Origin of the sequence: Erwinia sp. LJJL01 (assembly GCF_047300805.2) — a bacterium.
Taxonomy (GTDB): domain Bacteria; phylum Pseudomonadota; class Gammaproteobacteria; order Enterobacterales; family Enterobacteriaceae; genus Erwinia; species Erwinia aphidicola.
Map to the genome: position 1 here is coordinate 3,279,874 of NZ_CP178576.1, position 22,943 is coordinate 3,302,816.

The following is a 22,943-nucleotide window of genomic DNA, read 5'->3' on the forward strand; positions in this document are numbered from 1 at the left end:
TCGTCGGGGCCGATGTTTTTCCGATCGCGCCATTATTCAGACGTAAAAAAGCCCGCTTGCGCGGGCTTCTTTACTAATTGGCTGGGGTGCAGGGATTCGAACCCCGGAATGCTGGTATCAGAAACCAGAGCCTTACCACTTGGCGACACCCCAATTATTACTTATGCGACTGGCGAACCAGGCGTCTTTTTCTTTGCGACTCGTATTACCAGCCGTCTAAATATGGCTGGGGTGCAGGGATTCGAACCCCGGAATGCTGGTATCAGAAACCAGAGCCTTACCACTTGGCGACACCCCAATAAAATTGGTGGCTACTACGGGAATCGAACCTGTGACCCCAGCATTATGAGTGCTGTGCTCTAACCAGCTGAGCTAAGTAGCCTAATTTTACTGCTTTACTGCTAATACATACTACCAAAAAAAATGGCTGGGGTACCTGGATTCGAACCAGGGAATGCCGGTATCAAAAACCGGTGCCTTACCGCTTGGCGATACCCCATCCGTGCAAACCGCGCTTGGAAATGGTGCGGGAGGCGAGACTTGAACTCGCACACCTTGCGGCGCCAGAACCTAAATCTGGTGCGTCTACCAATTTCGCCACTCCCGCGCAAAAAAGATGGTGGCTACTACGGGAATCGAACCTGTGACCCCAGCATTATGAGTGCTGTGCTCTAACCAGCTGAGCTAAGTAGCCATCTTTTTTCGCGTAACCTTCTGCGGCGTTGCGGGGCGCATTATGCGGAGTTGGTCCAAAAGCGTCAACAAGTTTTTTGCCGTTTTTTATCACAAGCGTGTTGTTTGCACGCCTTGTAACCATCATGCCGATAAAATCAACGAATTCTGATGCTAACAGACGCAACGGGTAAATAAAAACGGGCCTGAGCGGCCCGTTTTAGCTTTTTAATCCATGACTTATTAGTAAGCGGACTGGTGCACGCCTACGGCACGGCCAGACGGATCGTCCATGTTTTTGAACGCTTCGTCCCATTCAATCGCTTTAGCGGAAGAACAGGCCACTGACGGGCCACCCGGCACGCACTCTGCCGCGCTGGCCAGCGGGAACAGCTCTTCAAAGATTTCACGGTACAAATACGCCTCTTTCGAGTTCGGCGTGTTGTACGGGAAGCGGAAGTTCGCGGTTTGCAGCTGCTGATCGCTGACCTGCTCTTTTGCCACTTCTTTCAGGGTATCAATCCAGCTGTAGCCAACGCCGTCAGAGAACTGCTCTTTCTGGCGCCATGCCACGCTCTCCGGCAGGTAAGATTCGAAGCATTCGCGCAGGATGTGTTTTTCCATCTTGCCGTTGCTGCCGCACATTTTATCCTGCGGGTTGATGCGCATCGCGACATCAAGGAATTTCTTATCAAGGAACGGGACGCGGGCTTCAACGCCCCAGGCAGACATCGCCTTGTTAGCGCGCGCGCAGTCAAACATATGCAGCGCGTGCAGCTTACGCACGTTCTCTTCGTGGAATTCCTGGGCGTTCGGTGCTTTGTGGAAGTAGAGGTAGCCACCAAACACTTCATCAGCACCTTCACCGGACAGCACCATCTTAATGCCCATTGCTTTAATCTTGCGTGACATCAGGTACATCGGCGTGGAGGCGCGGATAGTGGTCACATCATAGGTTTCAATGTGATAGATCACGTCGCGGATAGCATCCAGACCTTCCTGCACGGTGAAATGAATTTCGTGGTGCACGGTGCCAAGATGTTCCGCTACCGCTTTTGCCGCTTTCAGGTCGGGTGAACCTTCCAGACCGACCGCGAAGGAGTGCAGCTGTGGCCACCAGGCCTCGCTCTTATCCTGGTCTTCAATACGCTTGGCAGCAAAACGCTTGGTAACAGCCGAGATAATTGATGAGTCCAGACCGCCGGACAGCAGCACGCCATAAGGTACGTCTGACATCAGGTGACTTTTTACTGACTCTTCCAGCGCGCTTTTCAGCGCCGCGGCGTCCGTGACGTTGTTTTCGACCGCAGCGTAATCAAACCAGTCGCGCTGCCAGTAGCGGCGGATTTCACCGTCGGTGCTCGACAGGTAGCTGCCCGCCGGGAACTCTTTAATGCTGCGGCACACCGGCACCAGCGCTTTCATTTCTGAGGCAACATACAGGTTGCCGTGCTCATCATTGCCCATATACAGCGGAATGATACCGATATGGTCACGACCGATCAGCCAGGTGTTTTTCACGCTGTCATACAGAATGAAAGCGAACATGCCTTCCAGGTCGTCGAGAAAGTCGATGCCCTTCTCCTGATACAGCGCGAGGATCACTTCGCAGTCAGACTCGGTCTGGAACTCATAGCGATCGCTCAGCTCAGCACGCAGCGCCTGATGGTTGTAGATTTCACCGTTTACCGCAAGAACATGGGTATGTGCTGCGTTGTACAGCGGCTGTGCGCCGTTGTTCACGTCAACGATCGACAGGCGCTCATGGACGAGGATCGCTTTATCATCAGCATAGACACCGGACCAGTCCGGGCCACGGTGACGCATCAGGCGGGAAAGCTCCAGCGCTTTCTTACGCAGTTCAACCGGATCGCTTTTCAGATCGAGTACACCAAAAATAGAACACATAAACAGCTCCCTAACGACTTACCTTGCGGTGGTGATATTGGTTTAAGCGACAGTTGCCGCGTGATGTATAAGAAAATGCGCTAACGCGGCAGGTGATGCAAGTAATTTAGCTAATAGGTGAAAAATAGGCTGTTGACGTGCGCGAATCCTTAACGGATTTTCAGTTTATGGCTTTTTTTATTGTGGAATCGATAATAAACGCCGGAAAGTGGATGAAAACTATCCAGTAGGGCGGGGAGAGCCCGGTAAACCGGGCAGGGGATAACTAAATAATGTCGATGTCGGCCACAGAGGGGTAAACCCAGGTCGGACGGAACGGCATAGCGTCGATATCGCTAAGCGTTGAGACGCCGGAAAGTACCAGAATCGTTTCCAGCCCTGCCTGAAAACCGGCGAGGATATCGGTACGCAGATTATCGCCAACGATCACCGTCTCTTCCGAGTGCGCCTGCATCTTATTCAGCGCGGCGCGCATAATCCACGGGCTGGGTTTACCAACGTAAAATGGCTGGCGACCGGAGATCTTTTCAATACCCGCGCACAGTGCGCCGCAGGCCGGGGAGAAGCCGTGGCCGTGGCTGTCCGGGTTGGTGGCAATAAAGCGCGCGCCGTTCGCCACGAAAAAGGCCGCTTTATGCATCATGTCCCAGTTAAACGACCGGGTTTCGCCAACGATAACAAAGTCAGGATTAATGTCGGTAATGGTGAATCCGGCTTTATACAGCTCGTGGATAAGTGCGCCTTCACCGACCACATAGGCTTTTTTACCTTCCTGGCGCTTAAGGAAATCAGCGGTGGCCATGGCCGAGGTGTAGAACACGCTGTCCGGCAGTTCGATTCCGGCAGAGGCAAAGCGGTTCGACAGATCCATCGCCGTTTGCGAAGGGTAGTTGGTCAGCACCACCAGCGGCATATTATTGCCAATAATACGCTGGAGAAATTCACGCGCACCCGGCACGGCGGTATTGTCGTGCATCAGTACGCCGTCGATATCGCAGATGACGTTCTTTATAGTCATTCGTTCGGAATCCATTTTTTATTAACCTTCCAGCAGACGTTGCAGCAGGATGCCATTCAGCATGGCGCGTTTCGCCAGGGCAAAGGCGCCAATAGCCGAGCGGTGATCAATTTCGGAACGGACCACCGGCAGATTTTTTCGGAATGCTTTCAACGCCTGAGTATTAATGCAGCCTTCAATAGCGGGCAGCAGCACTTTATCGGCTTCGGTAATTTCACCCGCAATCACAATTTTCTGTGGATTAAACAGATTGATGGCAATCGCAATCGCCTTGCCGAGATGGCGGCCCACGTGTTCAATCACTTCAGCCGCCAGCGCATCGCCGCGGTTTGCGGCCCGGCAGATCGGCTGAATATGACAATCGTCGAGGGTCAGGCTGCTTGGATAGCCCTGAGTCAGCAGGTGGCGCACGCGGTTTTCAATCGCGCTGTTGGCCGCGATCGTCTCCAGACAGCCAAAATTCCCGCAGTGGCAGCGCTCGCCGAGTGGGTCAACCTGGATATGCCCAATCTCGCCCACGTTGCCGTTGCTACCAAGAAAAATATGCCCGTTAGCGATAATACCGGCCCCGGTTCCGCGATGCACACGCACCAGAATGGAGTCTGCGCAGTCGCGCGATGCGCCAAAATAGTGCTCCGCCAGCGCCAGGCTGCGAATATCGTGACCGACAAAGCTGGTAACGTTGAAGCGCTTTTCCATATTGGCAACCAGCGGCCAGTGGCTGACGCTGATATGCGGCATATAGCGGATAATGCCATTTTTAGGGTCAACCAGGCCGGGCAGGATCACTGAAATGGCAATCAGCTCGCGAAGCTTACGCTGGTGCTGCTCACTGAAATCGGCAATGGCGTTGAACAGGGCATTTTCCAGGGTTTCCTGGGTACGTTCCGGTAGCGGGTAGTGCTCTTCCGCCAGCGATTTTCCGCTCAGGTCGAACAGGGTGACGGTGGCGTCATTGCGCCCAAGGCGCACGCCAATAGTATTGAAGCCGCGTGTTTCCGTAATGATAGAAATCGCCCGGCGGCCCCCGGTGGAGGCCTGCTGGTCGACTTCACGGATCAACCCGCGCTCAATGAGCTGGCGGGTGATCTTGGTGACGCTGGCGGGCGCGAGCTGACTGTGCTCGGCTATCTGAATGCGTGAGATAGGTCCTTGCTGATCGATCAGCCGGTAAACGGCTGCGCTATTAAGTTGTTTAACGAGATCAACATTTCCAATTTGAGCCTGGCCGCCGGTGGTCATTAAATCGCTACTCGCTTAAGACCTCGTTACCATTAACGATGGTCCGAATGATTTTGTAATCGCGGGTGAACACGGTCAGATTTGCCACTTTTCCGGCTTCAATTGAACCTAACTGGTTATCCACCCCCATTGCGCGGGCTGGGTAAAGTGTTGCCATTCTCAGCGTCTCATCGAGGGAGATGCCAACATGTTCAACGCTGTTCTCTACAGCTTCAATCATAGTTAGCGCAGAACCACTCAGAGTGCCGTTCTCATCAACACACAGCCCGTTGCGATAGTATATTGTTTTACCAGCAAAAATGAACCGATCAATACTGGCTCCGGCAGGGGCGGTAGCATCGGTCACCAGGATCAGCTTGTCGCCTTTGATCCGTTTAGCGTTACGAATGTTAGCGTAATGCACATGTAAACCGTCGGCGATCACGCCACACCATACATCTGGTGAATCAAACAGCGCACCAATCAGCCCCGGCTCGCGTCCGCTGGTGGCAGGCATGGCATTATACAGATGAGTAGCAAAGGTCACGCCTGCATCGATTCCGGCGGCAGCTTCCTCATAGGTCCCGTGCGAGTGTCCCGCAGAGATGACGATCCCGGCTGCGCGCAGCTGGCGGATTATTGCTGCATCCACTTTTTCCGGGGCAAGGGTGATTTTAGTAATCACATCGGCATTCGCGCAGAGAAAATCGACCAGCTCTTGGTCTGGCGCACGGATCAGGGCAGGGTCATGGGTGCCTTTTTTCAGCGGGTTGAGCCACGGCCCTTCCAGGTGCAGTCCCAGTGCCTGGTTGGCATTCTGCGCCAGATAAGCGCGCATCACTTCAACTGCGCGCTTCATTAATTCGTCGGTGCTGGTAATCAGGGTAGGCAGGAAACTGGTGCAGCCTGATTTTTCGTTGGCTTTCTGCATGATTTGCAGCGTTTCTACACTGATCGCCGCAATGTCATCGTTAAACTGCACGCCGCCACAGCCGTTGAGCTGCAGGTCGATAAATCCAGGGGCAACAATCGCACCACCGACATCGCGAGTTTCGATGCCAGCGGGCAGATCTTCCAGCGGGCAGACTCGCTCGATCAGACCATCGGCAATGACAACAGCATGGTTATCGAGGATTTTGTGGCCGGTGAAAATGCGGCCCTGGGTCAACGCGTACATAATTTTTCTCCTGACTTTCCTGATAATTCCGGCTCTGCCCGGCGGTTATTGCGCTCAGGCAGAGCCGTTCAGTGATGCGGGCATCACAGATCTTTAATATTTCCTGCTTCCATTTCGCGGAAATACTTCACGGTTTTGACTTTCAGTTCTGAGGTGGCGGGCTCATCACAGACCACGACTGCTTTGGCGTGCAGCTGCAGGCAGCTAATGGTCCACATATGATTCACATTGCCTTCAACGGCGGCCTGCAGGGCCTGAGCTTTCACGTGGCCGGTCACCAGAATCATCACCTCTTCCGCGTCAAGCAGCGTACCCACGCCGACGGTCAGCGCATATTTTGGTACCTGATCAACATCACCGCCGAAGAAACGTGAGTTGGCGATACGGGTATCGTGAGTCAGCGTTTTAATGCGGGTGCGTGAAGCCAGTGATGACGCCGGCTCATTGAAAGCGATATGACCGTCGTTACCGACACCGCCCATAAACAGGTGGATTTTGCCATAAGAACGGATCTTCTCCTCATACTGGCGACATTCTGCGTCAATATCCGGGGCATTGCCATTGAGAAGATTGATGTTTTCACTTGGAATATCAACATGATCAAAAAAGTTACGGTACATAAAGCTGTGGTAACTTTCCGGGTGCTCTTTTGGCAGGCCTACGTATTCGTCCATGTTGAAAGTGACAACGTGTTTAAAGCTAACCTGGCCCGCTTTATGCATATCGATTAAATGCTTATAGGCTTCAAGCGGCGTACCGCCCGTCGGCAGACCTAATACAAAAGGACGGTCGGCAGTCGGGTTAAAAGCGTTGATGCGGTTAACAATGTGGCGTGCTGCCCACTTGCCGACCTGAGTTGGCGTTGCCAGAGGAATCAGTCTCATGTTGCACCTCATTTTATGCAGAGTTGGAATGGGTTAAAAACGGTGCTCTGTAATGGCTCAGGGTAAGCGTAACGTGATTACCGCAGGAGAACAGAGGGATTTATCCGTTATGATTTTTCGAATCATAAAATAAGTTTGTGCCGATCGCCAGCTGCATGCTAAGAATAATGCGTTTTTTGGTGATTTTAGTCACAGATACGGTGCTTTAATTTGCGAAGCGAATTAATTTTTTTTTACACTTCGTCTCGTGGTGTGTAGTGTCATACAAATTCCAAAAAACCGTGTAAAAAAATCAAAGCGGTTTTTGGTGCTATATCGGGTCTCATAGGGGGAAATGGTGAATATTCTAGGCTTCTTTCAAAGATTAGGGCGGTCGTTACAGCTGCCGATTGCCGTGCTGCCAGTCGCAGCACTGATGCTGCGCTTCGGCCAGCCCGACTTACTCAACATGCCGTTTATTGCCCAGGCGGGTGGTGCGATTTTTGACAATCTCGCGCTGATCTTCGCTATTGGTGTGGCATCAACCTGGTCGAAAGATAACGCCGGTGCAGCTGCGCTGGCGGGCGCGGTGGGGTACTTTATCCTCACCAAAGCGATGGTCACCATTAACCCAACGGTCAATATGGGCGTGCTGGCGGGGATTATTACGGGTCTGGTTGCCGGTATGACTTACAACCGCTGGTCCGACATCAAACTGCCTGACTTCCTGAGCTTCTTTGGTGGTAAACGCTTTGTACCGATTGCCACCGGCTTCTTCTGTCTGGTGCTGGCCGCCATATTTGGTTACGTCTGGCCACCGGTGCAGGCGGGCATTCACGCAGGCGGTGAGTGGATTGTCTCTGAAGGCGCGTTAGGCGCGGGTATCTTCGGTTTCGTTAACCGTCTGCTGATCCCAACCGGTCTTCATCAGGTGCTGAATACCATTGCCTGGTTCCAGATTGGTGAGTTTACCAATGCGGCCGGTGCGGTATTCCACGGTGACATTAACCGCTTCTATGCGGGCGATGGCTCGGCGGGCATGTTTATGTCTGGCTTCTTCCCGATCATGATGTTTGGTCTGCCGGGTGCCGCGCTGGCGATGTATCTGGCCGCGCCGAAAGAGCGTCGTCCAATGGTCGGTGGCATGCTGCTGTCCGTTGCGGTTACCGCCTTCCTGACCGGTGTCACCGAGCCGCTGGAATTCCTGTTCATGTTCCTGGCGCCGATGCTGTATCTGATCCACGCCCTGCTGACCGGTATCAGCCTGTTTGTTGCCACCACTCTGGGCATCCACGCGGGCTTCTCGTTCTCTGCCGGCGCTATCGACTACGTATTGATGTACAAACTGCCTGCGGCCAGTCAGAACGTCTGGATGCTGCTGGTGATGGGCGTTATCGCCTTCCTGGTTTACTTCGTGCTGTTCAGTGCGGTTATCCGCATGCTGAACCTGAAAACGCCGGGTCGTGAAGATGCGAGTGACCTGGTGGTGACCGACGAAGCGAATAGCAATACCGAAGAGGGGCTGGCCCAGCTGTCGCGTAGCTACATTGGTGCGATTGGCGGCTCCGAAAACCTGAACGTGATTGATGCCTGTATTACCCGTCTGCGTCTGTCGGTGAAAGATGCTTCCCTGGTTAATGATGCTCAGTGTAAGCGCCTTGGTGCTTCCGGTGTGGTGAAACTGAACAAGCAGACGATTCAGGTGATCGTCGGTGCGAAAGCCGAATCGATTGCTGAAGAGATGAAAAAGCAGATTGCTAAAGGCCCGGTGGCTGCGGCTTCTGCTGCCAGCGCAGCACCTGTGGCACCGGTTGCGGCTCCACAAGCCGTGCCAAACGTGGCGAAAGGCATTATCGGCACGCTGGTTGCGCCGGTCAGCGGCAAAGTTGTCGCCATTGACCAGGTTCCGGATGAGGCCTTTGCCAGTAAAGCGGTAGGCGATGGCCTGGCGATTCTGCCAACCAGCAGTACCGTTGTATCCCCTGCTGCAGGCACCGTGGTGAAAATCTTCAATACCAACCATGCCTTCTGCCTGGAAACGGAAAAAGGGGTTGAAGTAGTGGTGCATATGGGGCTGGATACCGTGACGCTGGAAGGAAAAGGTTTCACCCGCCTGGTGGAAGAGGGCAGCCAGGTGGTCGCCGGTCAACCGGTGCTGGAAATGGACCTTGAGTTCCTCAATGCCAATGCCCGTTCGATGGTCAGCCCGGTCGTGGTCAGCAACATCGATGATTTCGCTGGCATCACGCTGCTGGCGGGCGATACGGTGGTTGCCGGTGAGACCCGGTTATACGAAATTAATGGCTAAGCCACCCGGCTGAGGCTTGATTAAAAGGGCGGGAAGCAATTCCCGCCCTTTTTTTATGAGATTCCCGCAACAAACGGTTGTTTCGCCTCCCCGCTTTGTGGATCATACTCCGTTATTTGACAGCTAATTTATACTCGTCATTCTTCAAGTTGCAGCTGTGTTGGCTGCGTGTGTTCACCCCAGTCACTTACTTTGTAAGCTCCCGGGGATTCTCACACTTGCCGCCTTGCCGCAACTCGAATTATCTAGAGTAAATGCCATGCATTATTGAGGAAATTGAGATGAGTGAGGCTGAAGCCCGCCCAACTAACTTTATTCGTCAGATCATCGACGAAGATCTGGCGAACGGTAAGCATGCCACCGTGCATACCCGCTTCCCGCCTGAGCCGAACGGTTACCTGCATATTGGTCATGCAAAATCTATCTGCCTGAACTTTGGCATCGCGCAGGATTATCACGGGCAGTGCAATCTGCGTTTTGATGACACTAACCCGGTGAAAGAAGACCTGGAGTTTGTTGAGTCAATTAAACGTGACGTGAAGTGGCTTGGCTTTGAGTGGAGCGGCGAAGTACGCTACTCATCTGACTATTTCGAACAGCTGCACAACTATGCGGTTGAGCTGATCGGTAAAGGTCTGGCTTACGTTGACGAACTGTCACCTGAGCAGATCCGTGAATACCGAGGTAGCCTGACGGCGCCGGGTAAAAACAGCCCTTACCGCGACCGTAGCGTGGAAGAGAACCTTGAGCTGTTTGCCAAAATGCGCGCCGGTGGTTTTGCTGAAGGCACCGCCTGCCTGCGTGCAAAAATCGATATGGCGTCCAACTTTATCGTGATGCGCGACCCGGTTATCTACCGCATTAAATTCGCCGAGCACCACCAGACCGGCAACAAGTGGTGCATCTACCCGATGTACGATTTCACCCACTGCATCTCCGATGCGCTGGAAGGGATCACCCACTCGCTGTGTACGCTGGAGTTCCAGGACAACCGTCGCCTGTATGACTGGGTGCTGGACAACATCACCATCCCGGTGCATCCGCGTCAGTATGAGTTCTCACGCCTGAATCTTGAATACGCCATTATGTCCAAGCGTAAGCTCAACCTGCTGGTCACTGAGAAAGTGGTTGAGGGCTGGGATGACCCGCGCATGCTGACCGTGTCTGGCCTGCGCCGCCGCGGTTACAGCGCGGAATCAATTCGTGAGTTCTGCCGCCGTATTGGCGTGACCAAACAGGATAACAACGTGGAAATGGCCGCGCTGGAATCCTGTATTCGCGACGATCTCAACGAAAACGCGCCGCGTGCGATGGCCGTTCTTGACCCGGTAAAAGTGGTGATCGAAAACCTGCCTGCGCATCATGAAGAGATGATCAGCATGCCGAACCATCCGAGCAAGCCGGAGATGGGTACGCGCGAAGTGCCGTTCAGCCGTGAGATCTGGATCGATCGTGCTGACTTCCGTGAAGAAGCGAATAAGCAGTACAAGCGTCTGGTGATGGGCAAAGAAGTGCGCCTGCGTAATGCCTACGTGATCAAAGCTGAGCGCGTAGCCAAAGATGAAGAGGGCAACATTACCTGCCTGTTCTGCACCTGCGACGTGGATACGCTGAGCAAAGATCCGGCCGATGGTCGTAAAGTGAAAGGCGTGATCCACTGGGTGTCCGCAGTTCACGGCCTGCCTGCGGAGTTCCGCCTGTATGACCGTCTGTTCAGCGTGCCAAACCCGGGCGCAGCAGAAGATTTCCTGACCACCGTTAACCCGGAATCCCTGGTGATTCGTCACGGTTACGTCGAAGCGGGCATGCAGCAGGCTGAAGCTTCTGCACCTTACCAGTTCGAGCGTGAAGGTTACTTCTGTGCCGACAGCGTCTATTCCAGCGCCAGCAATCTGGTGTTTAACCGCACCGTTGGCCTGCGCGATACCTGGGCGAAAATGGGCGAATAAGCCGTAATCAGCTATATAAGAGGGCGATGATTCGCCCTTTTTTTCGTCCGCTGGATACCGCTATCAGCGACGTATCGACAATCTCACCTGAAGGATATTGCATGTCTGGATTAGCCGAACAAGCCAGCCGCAGCGTGATTGTGCTGCATGAACTGATCGCCGAAGTGTTTCACGGCGACGGCAGTAAAGTGCCCGAACTGCTCGCTCATTTTGCCCCCGAATTCACCATGGTCACTCCCGGTGGAAAAATGCTGGCGCTGGCAGACGTTGCCGCACTGTTTACCCGCCTGACTGGCGGACGTCAGGGCGTGGAGATTCGTATTGAGCAGTGCCAAATTATTTCGCAGTCAGAGCAGGATGTGGTGATTCATTACCATGAGCTGCAGCAGCAGGGGGATGTGCATACTCATCGTATCTCGCTGGCGGTGATTGACTGTAGCGCAACCCCACCACGCTGGCGCTATTTGCAGGAAACGATGGTTGCCGACTAGTTACCGTACTAGTTCGCGAGTGTGATTTTGTGTAGACTATGCGGCATTAATGCCGTTTAGCCAGTGGAATATCCCGGCGCGTGCGTTTTGTTACCGTTTCTCGCTAAGGATTTGCCATGGCTCTGCCTGCTTCTGCTGCTCCGTTACCCTCCACGCTGTGGGGGACCTTAATCATCAGCGGCACCATTATCGGTGCCGGGATGTTCTCCCTGCCGGTGGTCATGTCGGGGGCGTGGTTCCTCTGGTCTTCACTGTTGCTGATCCTCACCTGGTTTTGCATGCTGCTTTCCGGGCTGCTCTATCTTGAGGCCAGCCTGCATTATCCGCCGGGCGCCAGCTTCGATACCGTTACGCGCGACCTGTTAGGGCGCGGCTGGAATCTGGTTAACGGGTTGTCGGTGGTTTTTGTGCTCGGCATTCTGACCTACGCCTATATCTCTGCCAGCGGGGCGATTATTCAGCACAGCCTGAGCCAGCTGAGTGTCGATCTCTCTGCCCGCACCGCCGGGCTGCTGTTTGCGCTGCTGGTGGCGCTGTTTATCTGGCTGGGTACGGCCGTGGTCAGCCGCATGACGCTGATCTTTCTCGGTGCGAAGGTGATCACATTCCTGATGATTTTTGGCGGCTTGCTGTGGCACATCGAGCCGGTGAATCTGCTCGACAGCGCGGCGGAAGACGGCCACTACCTGCGTTATCTCTGGGCGGTAGTGCCGTTCTGCCTGGCCTCATTTGGCTACCACGGCAATATTGCCGGGCTGGTGAGTTACTACCGTAAAAACGCCGGGCGCGTCAGCCGCTGCCTGGTCTACGGCACGCTGCTGGCGCTGGCAATTTACCTGGTGTGGATCGTCGGCACCATGGGCAATATTCCACGCCATGACTTTAAAGCGATTGCCGCACAGGGGGGGAATATCGATGTGCTGGTTGCGGCGTTGTCCGGCGTACTGCACAGTCAGTACCTGAATCTGCTGCTGGATATCTTCTCCAACTTTGCCGTGGCCTGCTCATTCCTCGGCGTCAGCCTGGGCTTTTTTGACTACCTTGCCGACCTGTTTAAGCTGGATAACTCTGCCACAGGGCGCCTGAAGACCACCGTGCTGACCTTTATTTTCCCGCTTACTGCCGCGCTGATCTGGCCCAACGGCTTTCTACTGGCGATAGGTTATGCCGGGTTGGCTGCTACCCTTTGGGCGGTGATCACGCCCGCGCTGCTCGCCTGGCAGTCGCGCCGCCGCTTTGCCACCGCGGCCTGGCGGGTGAGGGGCGGCGTTGCGCCCATCGTACTGGTGCTCTGCTTTGGCGTGCTGAATGCCCTGGTATCACTGCTCTCATACGGTCACTGGCTGCCGGTATTCGGCGAATAGCAGGCATAAAAAAACCGCTGGCAGGCAGCGGTTTTTACACAATCATGGAGATTACTGGTCGTGCAGAGTCTCGTCTTCGCGGCAGTCGCCCAGAGCACAGTGACCGTAAAGATAGAGGCTGTGGTTGCTCAGTTTGATGCCGTGGCGCTTAGCGATTTCACGCTGGCGCTCCTCGATGTATTCATCACGAAACTCGATAACTTTACCGCAGTCCAGGCAGATCAGATGATCGTGATGGTGCTGCTGGGTCAGTTCGAAAACGGATTTACCGCCTTCAAAGTTATGGCGGGTAACGATCCCCGCGTCGTCAAACTGGTTCAGCACGCGGTAAACCGTGGCCAGACCAATTTCTTCGCCCATATCAATCAGGCGTTTGTACAAGTCTTCCGCACTGACGTGATGGCCCTCTGGTTCCTGAAGCACTTCCAGAATTTTCAGTCGGGGAAGCGTGACTTTCAGGCCGGCCTTCTTTAATGCGGTGTTATTGTCAGTCATGCGGATATTGTCCTGTTACTTTGCTAGTCACTTAGTGGCTGAAAAGCCATGAACATCGGTCGACGCTAAAGCTGAATGCGTCTCAGTATAGAGCTGATAGTTCGAAATGAAAACTAAAAGGGATGCCTGAACCGCTGAGGGATGTAAGGATTAATGTCGTTACATCCTGGGAAGCGCGCGCCCGAATTATGCTGGGTTAACATTTCGTTCTCCCTCATCTCATCACACTCGGTAAACCAAGTGTCGTCAAACAGTGTGACGGGCGCTGAGTAAGCGGGTAACCGATGGGGTTATTGTACAGTTTTGCAGGTGAAAGTTACAAACATGTATCTATTACTTCTATAGGAAAAACCACTGACTTGATGTGAGATAACTCCCACATCAAGCCGCTGTGGTTAGGCTTCGATGATTTCTTTCAGCTGAAGTTCATCAAAAATCTGTTTTACCCACTTTTCAACGCGTTCGTTAGTGAGTTCTGGCTGGCGGTCTTCATCAATCGCCAGACCGAGGAAGTTGTTGTCATCTGCCAGGCCTTTAGAGGCTTCGAAGTGATAGCCTTCGGTCGGCCAGTGACCAACGATAATCGCCCCGTTCGGTTCAATGATGTCGCGAATGGTACCCATCGCATCACAGAAATATTCAGAGTAATCTTCCTGATCGCCGCAGCCAAACAGCGCGACCAGCTTACCGTTGAAGTCGATCTCTTCCAGCGTTGGGAAGAAGTCATCCCAGTCGCACTGGGCCTCACCGTAGTACCAGGTGGGAATGCCCAGCAGCAGAATATCAAAGGCTTCAAGGTCTTCTTTGCTGCTTTTGGCAATATCACGAACTTCTGCAACATCTTTACCCAGCAGTTTCTGGATCTGTTTTGCAATGTTTTCCGTATTGCCTGTATCGCTGCCGAAGAAAATGCCGACGAGTGCCATGAGTTTAATAACCTCTTGAATCTTAATGATATGGTGACTGCTGAATTTTTCGCAGATATCGCTAATGATAACAGACCGCCGGAAGCGGATAAACGTGTAATGCTGCTGGTTTTGTCGCTGAGTGCTTAAGCCAGGCGATCAGGATTGATGACGCTGCAGCTGTTCCAGCAGCATCTCTTCAATCAGTTCGCTGCGACTCATATTGCGCTCTTCTGCCAGCTGGTTCAGGGTATCAACCGCGTCGCTGTTCATTTTCAGCTCAACGCGCTTCAGGCCGCGCACTTTATCCCGCTTCAGCTGGTTGCGCTTGTTGATGCGTAGCTGCTCATCACGCGTTAGCGGATTCGTTTTAGGTCGTCCCGGGCGACGTTCATCTGCGAACAGATCGATCGTTGTGCGGTCCGTGTTCTCTTTTGCCATAGGGATAGTGATACTGAAAGGCTGAATTTCTGAAGACCAGGGTCGTTATGCCGCGTGAAGAATCAGCAGCGGCAAATTTTAGCGCGCCATCATACCCCAGCGAAAGTGATGACGACAATCATTTATACCCTTCATTCTTCAAGCCGCAGATGCGTTGGCTTCATCCATTATTCGGCCCATCCCTGGACCTCCCCCCTTCGGGACCACTGTAGACAGCGTTCAAATCTGCTCCGGGCAGATTTGTCACCCCTGTCACAGAGCGATCTATGCTGCCGGGGACTCATGGCCTTGCCGCCTTTCTGCAGCTCGAATTATTTTGGCTATATCAACCCGAGGAAATAATTGTTTTTACAGCGCAAAAAATCGACGGATTGCGCGTAACACGGCATCAGGTTTTTCCGCATGTACCCAGTGGCCGGCTCCGGCTATCACATGCGCACGCGCCTGAGGGAACTGAGCTAGCAGGGCATCACGGTACTCATCCGCCAGATAAGCCGAGCGTTCGCCGCGGATAAACAGTGCCGGATGCGGGCAGGGGGCCAGAGGCTGCCAGCCAATAATCTGGTCGTAACACTCCCACAGCACCGGCACGTTGAAGCGCCAGTCACCTTCATGGAATGATTTCAACAGAAACTGGATCACGCCTTCTTCATCTATATGCAGGCGCATCAGCGCGGCGGCTTCGCTGCGCGTTTTAATTCCGGCCTGCGACACCGCTTGCAAGGCGGCAAAAATGTCGTCGTGATGGCGAGTGCTATAAGCCACGGGGGCGATATCGATGACCACGATCTCACCTACACGCTCGGGGGCCAGCGCGGCCAGCGCCATCGCGATCTTGCCACCCATGGAGTGGCCAATAAGGCTGAAGCGTTCAACCTTGAGTTCATCGAGCGTATCGAGGATATCCTGCGCCATCAGCGCATAGCTCATCTCATCAGCCCGCGGCGAAAGCCCATGATTGCGCACATCAATTTGAATCAGACGACGGTCATCTTTTAACCCTCGCGCCAGCACGCCAAGGTTATCCAGGCTGCCAAACAGACCGTGGATTAGCACCAGCGGAAGATCGTTTGATGCGGATTGTTCAGATTGCAGGCGGAAGTTTAAATTCATAGAGAAAGTTCTTACAGTTGATGTGAAGGCTTAGGGTATCATGGATCCCACAATTTCTGCCGCAGGCGCCATATGCGGTTACGATCTTTTTGCGGCATATTCCGACTTTTGCCCTGAAATGGGTCTGGCGCTACAACCCGGCAGGATTTAACTTTATAATCCTGATGTTAGAACTGGATCGGTTGAGCACGGGCGATCCCGACGATCGTTTTCGTCTCTGTGACCCGCGTTCTGACACAAGCACTAACCGTACTGGATAAAGATGAAAACGATAGAAGTCGACGAAGAGCTATACCGTTATATTGCCAGCCACACTCAGCATATTGGTGAAAGCGCATCGGATATTTTGCGCCGCATGTTGAAGTTCACTGCGGGTCAGACGGCTCCGGCTACAGCGGCAACATCCGCTGCAGCGGCGGGGAAAGAGCCAGCAGCGAACACGGCGGTGAAAACTGAAGCCCGTCCGCAGGATCGTGTGCGTGCGGTACGTGAACTGCTGCTTTCTGATGAGTATGCCGATCAGAAAAGAGCAGTGAACCGCTTTATGCTGGTTTTATCGACTTTATACAGTCTGGATGCCAAAGCGTTTGGCGCAGCGACAGAGTCTCTGCACGGTCGCACGCGCGTTTACTTCGCGGGCAATCAGCAAACGCTGGTAGAAAATGGCACCCATACCAAGCCGCAGCACGTTCCGGGCACGCCGTACTGGGTGATCACCAACACAAATACTGGCCGTAAACGCAGCATGGTTGAACACATAATGCAGTCGATGCAGTTCCCGACGGAACTGACTGAGAAAGTTTGCGGTACCCTCTAACTGAAGCGTCAGGGAGAAGCGCCAATGGCCAATCACCCCCGTGCCGGGCAACCCGCCCAGCAGAGCGATTTGATTAACGTTGCACAATTAACATCTCAGTATTATGTCCTGCAGCCTGAACTGGGCAATGCAGAGCATGCGGTGAAATTTGGCACCTCCGGCCATCGCGGTAGCGCGGGTCGTCACAGCTTCAACGAGAATCACATTCTGGCTATCGCGCAGGCGATTGCCGAAGAGCGTAAAAAGAACGGTATTACCGGCCCTTGCTACGTGGGTAAAGATACCCACGCGCTGTCTGAGCCCGCCATTATTTCCGTGCTGGAAGTGCTGGCTGCCAACGGGGTGGATGTGATTGTCCAGCAGGATAATGGCTATACGCCAACGCCGGCGATCTCCAATGCTATCCTTGAGCACAACAAATCTGGCGGCGCACAGGCGGACGGCATCGTCATCACGCCTTCGCACAATCCACCAGAAGATGGCGGCATCAAGTACAACCCGCCGAACGGTGGTCCGGCGGATACTAACGTCACCAAAGTGGTGGAAGATCGTGCCAATGCGCTGATCAAAGATGGCCTGAAAGGCGTGCAGCGCATGACGCTGGATCAGGCCTGGGCCAGCGGCCACCTGACGGAAAAAGATCTGATCCAGCCTTATATTGAAGGTCTGGCCCAGATCGTTGATATTCCGGCGATCCAGAAAGCGGGTCTGAAAATTGGTGTGGATCCCCTTGGCGGTTCCGGTATCGCCTACTGGCAGCGTATCGCGGAGTTCTACAACCTCGATCTGACTATCGTAAACGATGCTGTCGACCAGACTTTCCGCTTTATGCATCTGGACCATGACGGCGTGATCCGTATGGACTGCTCGTCTGAATCTGCCATGGCTGGCCTGCTGGCGCTGCGTGACAAATTTGACCTGGCCTTTGCCAATGACCCGGACTACGACCGCCACGGTATCGTGACTCCGGCCGGTCTGATGAACCCGAACCACTATCTGGCGGTGGCGATTCAGTATCTGTTCCAGCACCGTCCACAGTGGGGCAAAGACGTCGCCGTGGGTAAAACCCTGGTGTCGAGTGCGATGATTGACCGCGTGGTGGACGATCTGGGCCGCAAGCTGGTGGAAGTTCCGGTTGGCTTCAAGTGGTTTGTGGATGGCCTGTTCGACGGCAGCTTCGGTTTCGGTGGCGAAGAGAGTGCGGGAGCTTCCTTCCTGCGCTTCGACGGTACCCCGTGGTCGACTGACAAAGACGGCATCATCATGTGCCTGCTGGCGGCTGAAATCACGGCTGTGACCGGTAAGAACCCGCAGCAGCATTACGATGAGCTGGCGGCCCGTTTTGGCGCACCGAGCTATAACCGTATTCAGGCTCCGGCAACCTCCGCGCAGAAAGCCGCGCTGTCAAAACTGTCGCCTGAAATGGTCAGTGCCGACACGCTGGCGGGCGATCCGATCACTGCGCGTCTGACGGCGGCTCCGGGTAACGGTGCTTCCATCGGTGGCCTGAAGGTAATGACTAAAAACGGCTGGTTTGCCGCGCGCCCTTCGGGTACTGAAGACGCTTACAAGATCTACTGTGAAAGTTTCCTCGGTGCCGAGCATCGTGCGCTGATTGAAAAAGAAGCCGTGGAAATTGTCAGTGCGGTGCTGAAAAACGCCTGATTGCTGACACGCTGAATAAGGGCTGCTCACGCTGTGAGTGGCCCTTTTTTTATTGCAGAATTACGGAATAAAGCGGTAGCCGACGCCGGTTTCCGTGATCAGATGCTGCGGCTGTGCCGGGTCGTGCTCCAGCTTCTGGCGCAGGTGGCCCATATAGATGCGCAGATAGTGGCTGTGCTCAACCGCATTGGGTCCCCAGACCTGAGTCAGCAGCTGGCGCTGAGTCATCACCTTGCCGGGATGATTAAGCAGGCTGACCAGCAGGCGAAATTCTATCGGCGTCAGATGCAGCTCTTCACCGTGACGGGTAACGCGACGGGTGGCGATATCCACGCTGACGCTGCCAAAAGTGACCTGTGCGCTGAGGCTGTCACTGCTCTGGGCCGGACGGTGGCGGAGCGCCACGCGCACCCGCGCCATCAGTTCGCCCACGCCGAAAGGCTTGGTGAGGAAATCATCGGCCCCGGCATCCAGCGCCGCGATTTTATCCTGCTCATCGCTGCGGGCGGAGAGCACGATAACCGGCATGCTGCTCCACTGGCGGATCTCACGGATAAACTGGCTGCCATCACCGTCCGGCAGCCCGAGATCGAGGATCGTCAGCTCCGGCTTGCGCGTTGCTGCTTCAATCAGACCGCGGCTCAGCGTGTCTGCATCAACGACACGAAAACCTTCCCCCTCCAGCGCCAGGCGCAGAAAACGGCGGATCTCTTTTTCATCTTCCACAATCAGAATGGTGACCACATTGCCTCTGCTGCATAACCGCGTAATAGAAGCTAATTTAGCAAAAAGTAGACAGAGCGTCTGTGATAGTTCGCAATCACCTGAGGGGTTAACAGAGTCGCTTTAATCATGCTATTCACGCTACGATTTTAACAATCATGTAACTAAGTTTCAGTCAGGCTGAATTAATAGGCTTTTTTTTCGCCAAAAGTGGTCTGATCAGTAGTAAAATTACACCAGAAGCGCTACTATTTTAGTCAGATTACAGACAGCATCTTTTCAACAATTATTCAGGAGGACGTATGAGTCTTTATCACAACTATTCACCCACACGGATTTTCATGCGTCGTGCCGCCGTCGTGGTTTGCGGTGTGCTGGCCCTGCCGGTGATGTTATTCCGTAGCGATCGCGCACGTTTCTATAGCTATCTGCATCGCGTATGGGTTAAAACCAGCGACCAGCCGGTCTGGCTGGCGCAGTCAGAAGCCGCAGGGTGTGAATTCCTGTAACTTTTGGGGTTGACCGACCGGTAGCGGGCCGACCTTTTTTCCGGTCGACCCTCCTATACGAATAGTTTCCCGCCCGTTGGCGGGATTTTTTTTGCCTGTCGTCGGGCTTTTTCCGCTACACTAAAAGTTGTACATGGCTTTAGGGGTTGTATAACTATGGGCGAAAAAATTCCGGTGGGTATCAGTGCCTGTTTACTGGGCGAAAAAGTGCGCTTCGATGGCGGTCATAAACGCAATGCTTTTGCTGCCGAGCAGCTGGCACCGTTTATACGTTATGAGCCCGCCTGTCCTGAAATGGCGATTGGCCTGCCAACACCACGCCCGGCACTGCGCCTGACAGAGGAGGAGGGCGGAGAAGTCTCCCTGCGCTTCAGTAACGGCCAGGCGGATCCGGTCACAGAAGCGATGAAGGCATTCTCTGTCGAAAAAGTGCAACGTCTGCGCCACCTTTGCGGCTATATCGTTTGCGCTAAATCTCCCAGCTGCGGGATGGAGCGGGTACGCGTCTATCAGCCTGATAACAATAACAACCGTAAAGAAGGCACGGGACTATTTACCCGCGAGCTGATGGCACAGATGCCGTGGCTGCCGGTGGAAGAAGATGGTCGCCTGCACGATCCTAATCTGCGTGAGAATTTTGTGGCGCGGGTGTATGCCCTGCACGAGTTTAACCAGCTGTGGAGCAGTGGCCTGACGCGCGCCAAACTGATGGCCTTTCATACCCGTTACAAGCTGCTGCTGCTGTCTCATTCACAGCCTGCCTACCGCCAGATTGGCCCGTTCGTCGCCAAAATGGACCAGTGGGAATCGCTGGAAGAATTTGCGCTGGAGTATCGTCAGCGCCTGATGGACCTGATGAAGCATGAAGCTACGCGCAGCAATCACACCAACGTATTGATGCACGTTCAGGGCTACTTTCGCCGGGAGCTGACTTCAGCCCAGCGCCAGGAGCTGGCTAACCTGATCGACCACTATCGCCAGGGCCTGCAGCCGCTGCTGGCCCCGATAACCCTGCTTAAACACTATATGGCGGAATACCCGCACCCGTGGCTGGCCGAACAGCGCTACTTTGCGCCTTATCCGGAAGCACTGCGCCTGCGGTATGGACAATAATTTCAGGGAGCATTATGACAACTCATCTGGTCTGGTTGCGCAATGACCTGCGCATCAACGACAACCATGCGCTGTACGCCGCCTGTCGTTCTGACAATGCACGGGTTATTGCCCTGTTTATCGCCACGCCCGGGCAGTGGCAGTCACACCATATGGCACCGAAGCAGGCGGAGTTTATCTGGCAAAGCCTGCAGGAACTCCAGCAGTCGCTGGCGGCAAAAGGTATCCCACTGCATCTTGAGCAGTGCGCCGACTTCGACGCCTCCGTTCCGCTGCTGCGGCAGTTTTGTCAGGAACACCAGGTTGACCGCCTGTTCTACAACTATCAGTACGAGGTGAATGAGCGCCAGCGCGATGCTGCGGTAGAACGCACGCTATTGGAAGACGAGGTGACGGTACAGGGCTTCGACGACAGTCTGCTGCTGCCGCCAGGCAGCGTGCTGACCGGCAGCCGCGAGATGTACAAAGTTTTCACGCCTTTCAGTAAAGCCTTTGTGAAGCGGCTACAGGAAGGATTGCCCGAATGTCTGCCAGCGCCGGCCTGTCGTGCGGAAGGTGCGGTGAACCCCCACCGGCTGAAAGTGTTTGACTATCCGCGCGAGGATATCAACAGCGCGCTGTTTCCTCCCGGAGAGAAGGCCGCCATCGCCCGGCTGCGCGAATTCTGCCAGACCCCGGTGACCCACTATCAGGCACAGCGTGATATCCCGGCGCTTGACGGCACCAGCCGCCTGTCGGCTTATCTCGCGACCGGGGTGCTGTCACCCCGCCAGTGCCTGCATCGCCTGCTAAAGCAGCATCCGCGCGGGCTGGAAGACGGCAAAGTGTTTGTCTGGCTTAACGAGCTTATCTGGCGCGAGTTCTACCGCCATCTGCTGGTGGCTTACCCGTCGCTGTGCCGTCATCAGCCGTTTACCCGCTGGACGCGCGGCGTCAAATGGCGCGACGATGCCGAGGGGCTGAAGGCGTGGCAGCAGGGAAAAACCGGCTACCCCATTGTCGATGCTGCGATGCGCCAGCTTAATACGCTGGGCTGGATGCATAACCGCCTGCGCATGATTACCGCCAGTTTCCTGGTGAAAGATCTGCTGATCGACTGGCGGGTGGGTGAGCAATATTTTATGTCGCAGCTGATTGATGGTGATCTGGCCGCTAACAATGGCGGCTGGCAGTGGGCAGCGTCTACCGGTACCGATGCCGCACCCTATTTTCGCATTTTTAACCCCACCACTCAGGGTGAGCGCTTCGATGAAAGCGGTGAGTTTATTCGCCACTGGCTGCCGGAACTGCGCGATGTGCCGGAGAAATATATCCATCAGCCGCAGGAGTGGGCAAAGAAAAATCAGCAAACCCTCGATTATCCGCAGCCGATCGTGGAACATAAACAGGCACGCCTGCAAACCCTGGCCGCTTTTGAAGCGGCACGCAAACAAACGGACTGATTATGCTGAATACTGAACTGGAACGGCTGGTTAACCAGCTGCTCAACACTGAGAATTTCAAAGATTACGCCCCCAACGGATTACAGGTTGAAGGGCGGGGCGAAATTAAAAAAGTGGTGACCGGCGTAACTGCCTGCCAGGCACTGCTCGACGAGGCGGTGCGCTTAGATGCCGATGCCGTGCTGGTGCATCACGGTTATTTCTGGAAGAGCGAAGCCCCGGCGATCAAGGGCATGAAGCGCCAGCGTCTGAAAACGCTGCTGGCCAACGATATCAACCTGTTTGGCTGGCATTTGCCGCTGGATGGTCACCCCGAGCTGGGTAATAACGCGCTGCTGGCGAAGATGTTCGATATCGACGTCAAAGGTGAGATCGCGCTGCTGCTGCCGTGGGGAGAGCTGAAAACGCCGTTAAGCGGCGAGCAGCTGGCGCAGCGCATTGCTCAGGTATTAGGCCGTGAGCCGCTGCACTGTGGGGATAATGCACCGGCATTGATTAAGCGCGTCGCCTGGTGCAGCGGCGGCGGTCAGGGCTACATTGATGACGCCGCGGCGTTTGGCGTCGATGCCTTTATCAGCGGAGAAGTCTCTGAGCAGACCATCCACAGCGCGCGCGAGCAGGGGCTGCATTTCTTCGCCGCCGGGCATCATGCTACCGAGCGCTGCGGTATTCAGGCGCTGGGCGACTGGCTGGCGCAGCATCATGGTCTGGATGTCACCTTCGTCGATATTTTCAACCCTGCCTGATCC

At 54.5% G+C, this 22,943-nt stretch carries 20 protein-coding genes and 6 tRNA genes; 10 read left to right on the plus strand and 16 right to left on the minus strand.

Annotated elements, in window-relative coordinates:
- Window positions 1-78 precede the first annotated feature (78 nt).
- The 11 genes from ACLI4M_RS16235 to nagB form a co-directional block, all read right to left on the minus strand.
- Window positions 79-153: transfer RNA gene (locus ACLI4M_RS16235), tRNA-Gln, on the minus strand.
- Window positions 154-223: 70 nt separating this feature from the next.
- Window positions 224-298 (minus strand) — tRNA-Gln (locus ACLI4M_RS16240).
- 7 nt (window positions 299-305) lie between these two features.
- Window positions 306-382 (minus strand) — tRNA-Met (locus ACLI4M_RS16245).
- A gap of 42 nt (window positions 383-424) precedes the next feature.
- Window positions 425-499 (minus strand) — tRNA-Gln (locus tag ACLI4M_RS16250).
- A 23-nt stretch (window positions 500-522) separates the two neighbouring features.
- Window positions 523-607, minus strand: a tRNA-Leu gene (locus ACLI4M_RS16255).
- A gap of 10 nt (window positions 608-617) precedes the next feature.
- A tRNA-Met gene (locus ACLI4M_RS16260) sits at window positions 618-694 on the minus strand.
- A 221-nt stretch (window positions 695-915) separates the two neighbouring features.
- On the minus strand, window positions 916-2,580 hold the full coding sequence (asnB, locus tag ACLI4M_RS16265) for an asparagine synthase B (RefSeq protein ID WP_048916756.1): 1,665 nt from the start codon (window positions 2,578-2,580) through the stop codon (window positions 916-918).
- A 265-nt stretch (window positions 2,581-2,845) separates the two neighbouring features.
- Entirely contained in the window at window positions 2,846-3,598 is a 753-nt protein-coding gene (locus ACLI4M_RS16270) for an HAD-IIA family hydrolase (RefSeq protein WP_062818349.1), read from the minus strand.
- Window positions 3,599-3,619: 21 nt separating this feature from the next.
- Window positions 3,620-4,840 (minus strand): DNA-binding transcriptional regulator NagC, encoded by a 1,221-nt coding sequence (gene nagC / locus ACLI4M_RS16275; protein ID WP_048916754.1) that lies wholly within the window; start codon window positions 4,838-4,840, stop codon window positions 3,620-3,622.
- 7 nt (window positions 4,841-4,847) lie between these two features.
- Window positions 4,848-5,996, minus strand: coding sequence for an N-acetylglucosamine-6-phosphate deacetylase (gene nagA / locus ACLI4M_RS16280; protein WP_133624175.1), 1,149 nt, complete (start codon window positions 5,994-5,996; stop codon window positions 4,848-4,850).
- An 83-nt stretch (window positions 5,997-6,079) separates the two neighbouring features.
- Complete coding sequence (gene nagB / locus ACLI4M_RS16285; RefSeq protein WP_048916752.1) at window positions 6,080-6,880, minus strand: glucosamine-6-phosphate deaminase; 801 nt, start codon at window positions 6,878-6,880, stop codon at window positions 6,080-6,082.
- A 337-nt stretch (window positions 6,881-7,217) separates the two neighbouring features.
- Here nagB and nagE point away from each other — a divergent pair, with 337 nt between their 5' ends.
- The 4 genes from nagE to mtr all read left to right on the plus strand — a co-directional run bounded on the left by nagE (window position 7,218) and on the right by mtr (window position 12,971).
- Entirely contained in the window at window positions 7,218-9,167 is a 1,950-nt protein-coding gene (gene nagE, locus ACLI4M_RS16290; protein WP_133625102.1) for a PTS N-acetyl glucosamine transporter subunit IIABC, read from the plus strand.
- Between the two features lie 281 nt (window positions 9,168-9,448).
- Window positions 9,449-11,116, plus strand: coding sequence for a glutamine--tRNA ligase (gene glnS / locus ACLI4M_RS16295; protein ID WP_048916751.1), 1,668 nt, complete (start codon window positions 9,449-9,451; stop codon window positions 11,114-11,116).
- 101 nt (window positions 11,117-11,217) lie between these two features.
- Window positions 11,218-11,607: a hypothetical protein gene (locus ACLI4M_RS16300; protein ID WP_133624174.1), complete on the plus strand. Its 390-nt coding sequence runs from the start codon at window positions 11,218-11,220 to the stop codon at window positions 11,605-11,607.
- 116 nt (window positions 11,608-11,723) lie between these two features.
- Window positions 11,724-12,971, plus strand: a complete 1,248-nt coding sequence (gene mtr, locus ACLI4M_RS16305) for a tryptophan permease (protein WP_133624173.1) — start codon at window positions 11,724-11,726, stop codon at window positions 12,969-12,971.
- 51 nt (window positions 12,972-13,022) lie between these two features.
- On the opposite strand, the gene fur is transcribed toward mtr, so the two are convergent.
- From fur to ybfF, 4 genes are all read right to left on the minus strand, one after another.
- Entirely contained in the window at window positions 13,023-13,466 is a 444-nt protein-coding gene (fur, locus tag ACLI4M_RS16310) for a ferric iron uptake transcriptional regulator (protein WP_048916748.1), read from the minus strand.
- A 395-nt stretch (window positions 13,467-13,861) separates the two neighbouring features.
- A complete protein-coding gene (gene fldA, locus ACLI4M_RS16315; RefSeq protein ID WP_048916747.1) occupies window positions 13,862-14,392 on the minus strand; it encodes a flavodoxin FldA in 531 nt (176 codons plus the stop codon).
- A 138-nt stretch (window positions 14,393-14,530) separates the two neighbouring features.
- Window positions 14,531-14,812: a LexA regulated protein gene (gene ybfE / locus ACLI4M_RS16320; protein WP_048916746.1), complete on the minus strand. Its 282-nt coding sequence runs from the start codon at window positions 14,810-14,812 to the stop codon at window positions 14,531-14,533.
- A 348-nt stretch (window positions 14,813-15,160) separates the two neighbouring features.
- Complete coding sequence (gene ybfF / locus ACLI4M_RS16325) at window positions 15,161-15,925, minus strand: esterase (protein ID WP_133624172.1); 765 nt, start codon at window positions 15,923-15,925, stop codon at window positions 15,161-15,163.
- A 262-nt stretch (window positions 15,926-16,187) separates the two neighbouring features.
- On the opposite strand from ybfF, the gene seqA reads away from it, so the two are divergent.
- Together seqA and pgm are read left to right on the plus strand one after the other, a co-directional pair.
- On the plus strand, window positions 16,188-16,742 hold the full coding sequence (seqA, locus tag ACLI4M_RS16330) for a replication initiation negative regulator SeqA (RefSeq protein WP_048916744.1): 555 nt from the start codon (window positions 16,188-16,190) through the stop codon (window positions 16,740-16,742).
- 24 nt (window positions 16,743-16,766) lie between these two features.
- Window positions 16,767-18,407: a phosphoglucomutase (alpha-D-glucose-1,6-bisphosphate-dependent) gene (gene pgm, locus ACLI4M_RS16335; protein WP_048916743.1), complete on the plus strand. Its 1,641-nt coding sequence runs from the start codon at window positions 16,767-16,769 to the stop codon at window positions 18,405-18,407.
- A 60-nt stretch (window positions 18,408-18,467) separates the two neighbouring features.
- On the opposite strand, the gene kdpE is transcribed toward pgm, so the two are convergent.
- Window positions 18,468-19,151, minus strand: a complete 684-nt coding sequence (gene kdpE / locus ACLI4M_RS16340; RefSeq protein WP_048916742.1) for a two-component system response regulator KdpE — start codon at window positions 19,149-19,151, stop codon at window positions 18,468-18,470.
- Between the two features lie 281 nt (window positions 19,152-19,432).
- On the opposite strand from kdpE, the gene ACLI4M_RS16345 reads away from it, so the two are divergent.
- From ACLI4M_RS16345 to ACLI4M_RS16360, 4 genes are all read left to right on the plus strand, one after another.
- A complete protein-coding gene (locus ACLI4M_RS16345) occupies window positions 19,433-19,639 on the plus strand; it encodes a YbfA family protein (RefSeq protein WP_133624171.1) in 207 nt (68 codons plus the stop codon).
- A 156-nt stretch (window positions 19,640-19,795) separates the two neighbouring features.
- Window positions 19,796-20,752, plus strand: a complete 957-nt coding sequence (locus ACLI4M_RS16350; protein ID WP_133624170.1) for a YbgA family protein — start codon at window positions 19,796-19,798, stop codon at window positions 20,750-20,752.
- A 14-nt stretch (window positions 20,753-20,766) separates the two neighbouring features.
- Entirely contained in the window at window positions 20,767-22,194 is a 1,428-nt protein-coding gene (gene phrB / locus ACLI4M_RS16355) for a deoxyribodipyrimidine photo-lyase (RefSeq protein WP_133624169.1), read from the plus strand.
- A gap of 2 nt (window positions 22,195-22,196) precedes the next feature.
- Window positions 22,197-22,940 carry a type 2 GTP cyclohydrolase I gene (locus ACLI4M_RS16360; RefSeq protein ID WP_048916738.1) on the plus strand — a complete coding sequence of 248 codons (744 nt, stop codon included), beginning with the start codon at window positions 22,197-22,199 and terminating at the stop codon, window positions 22,938-22,940.
- Window positions 22,941-22,943 lie beyond the last annotated feature (3 nt).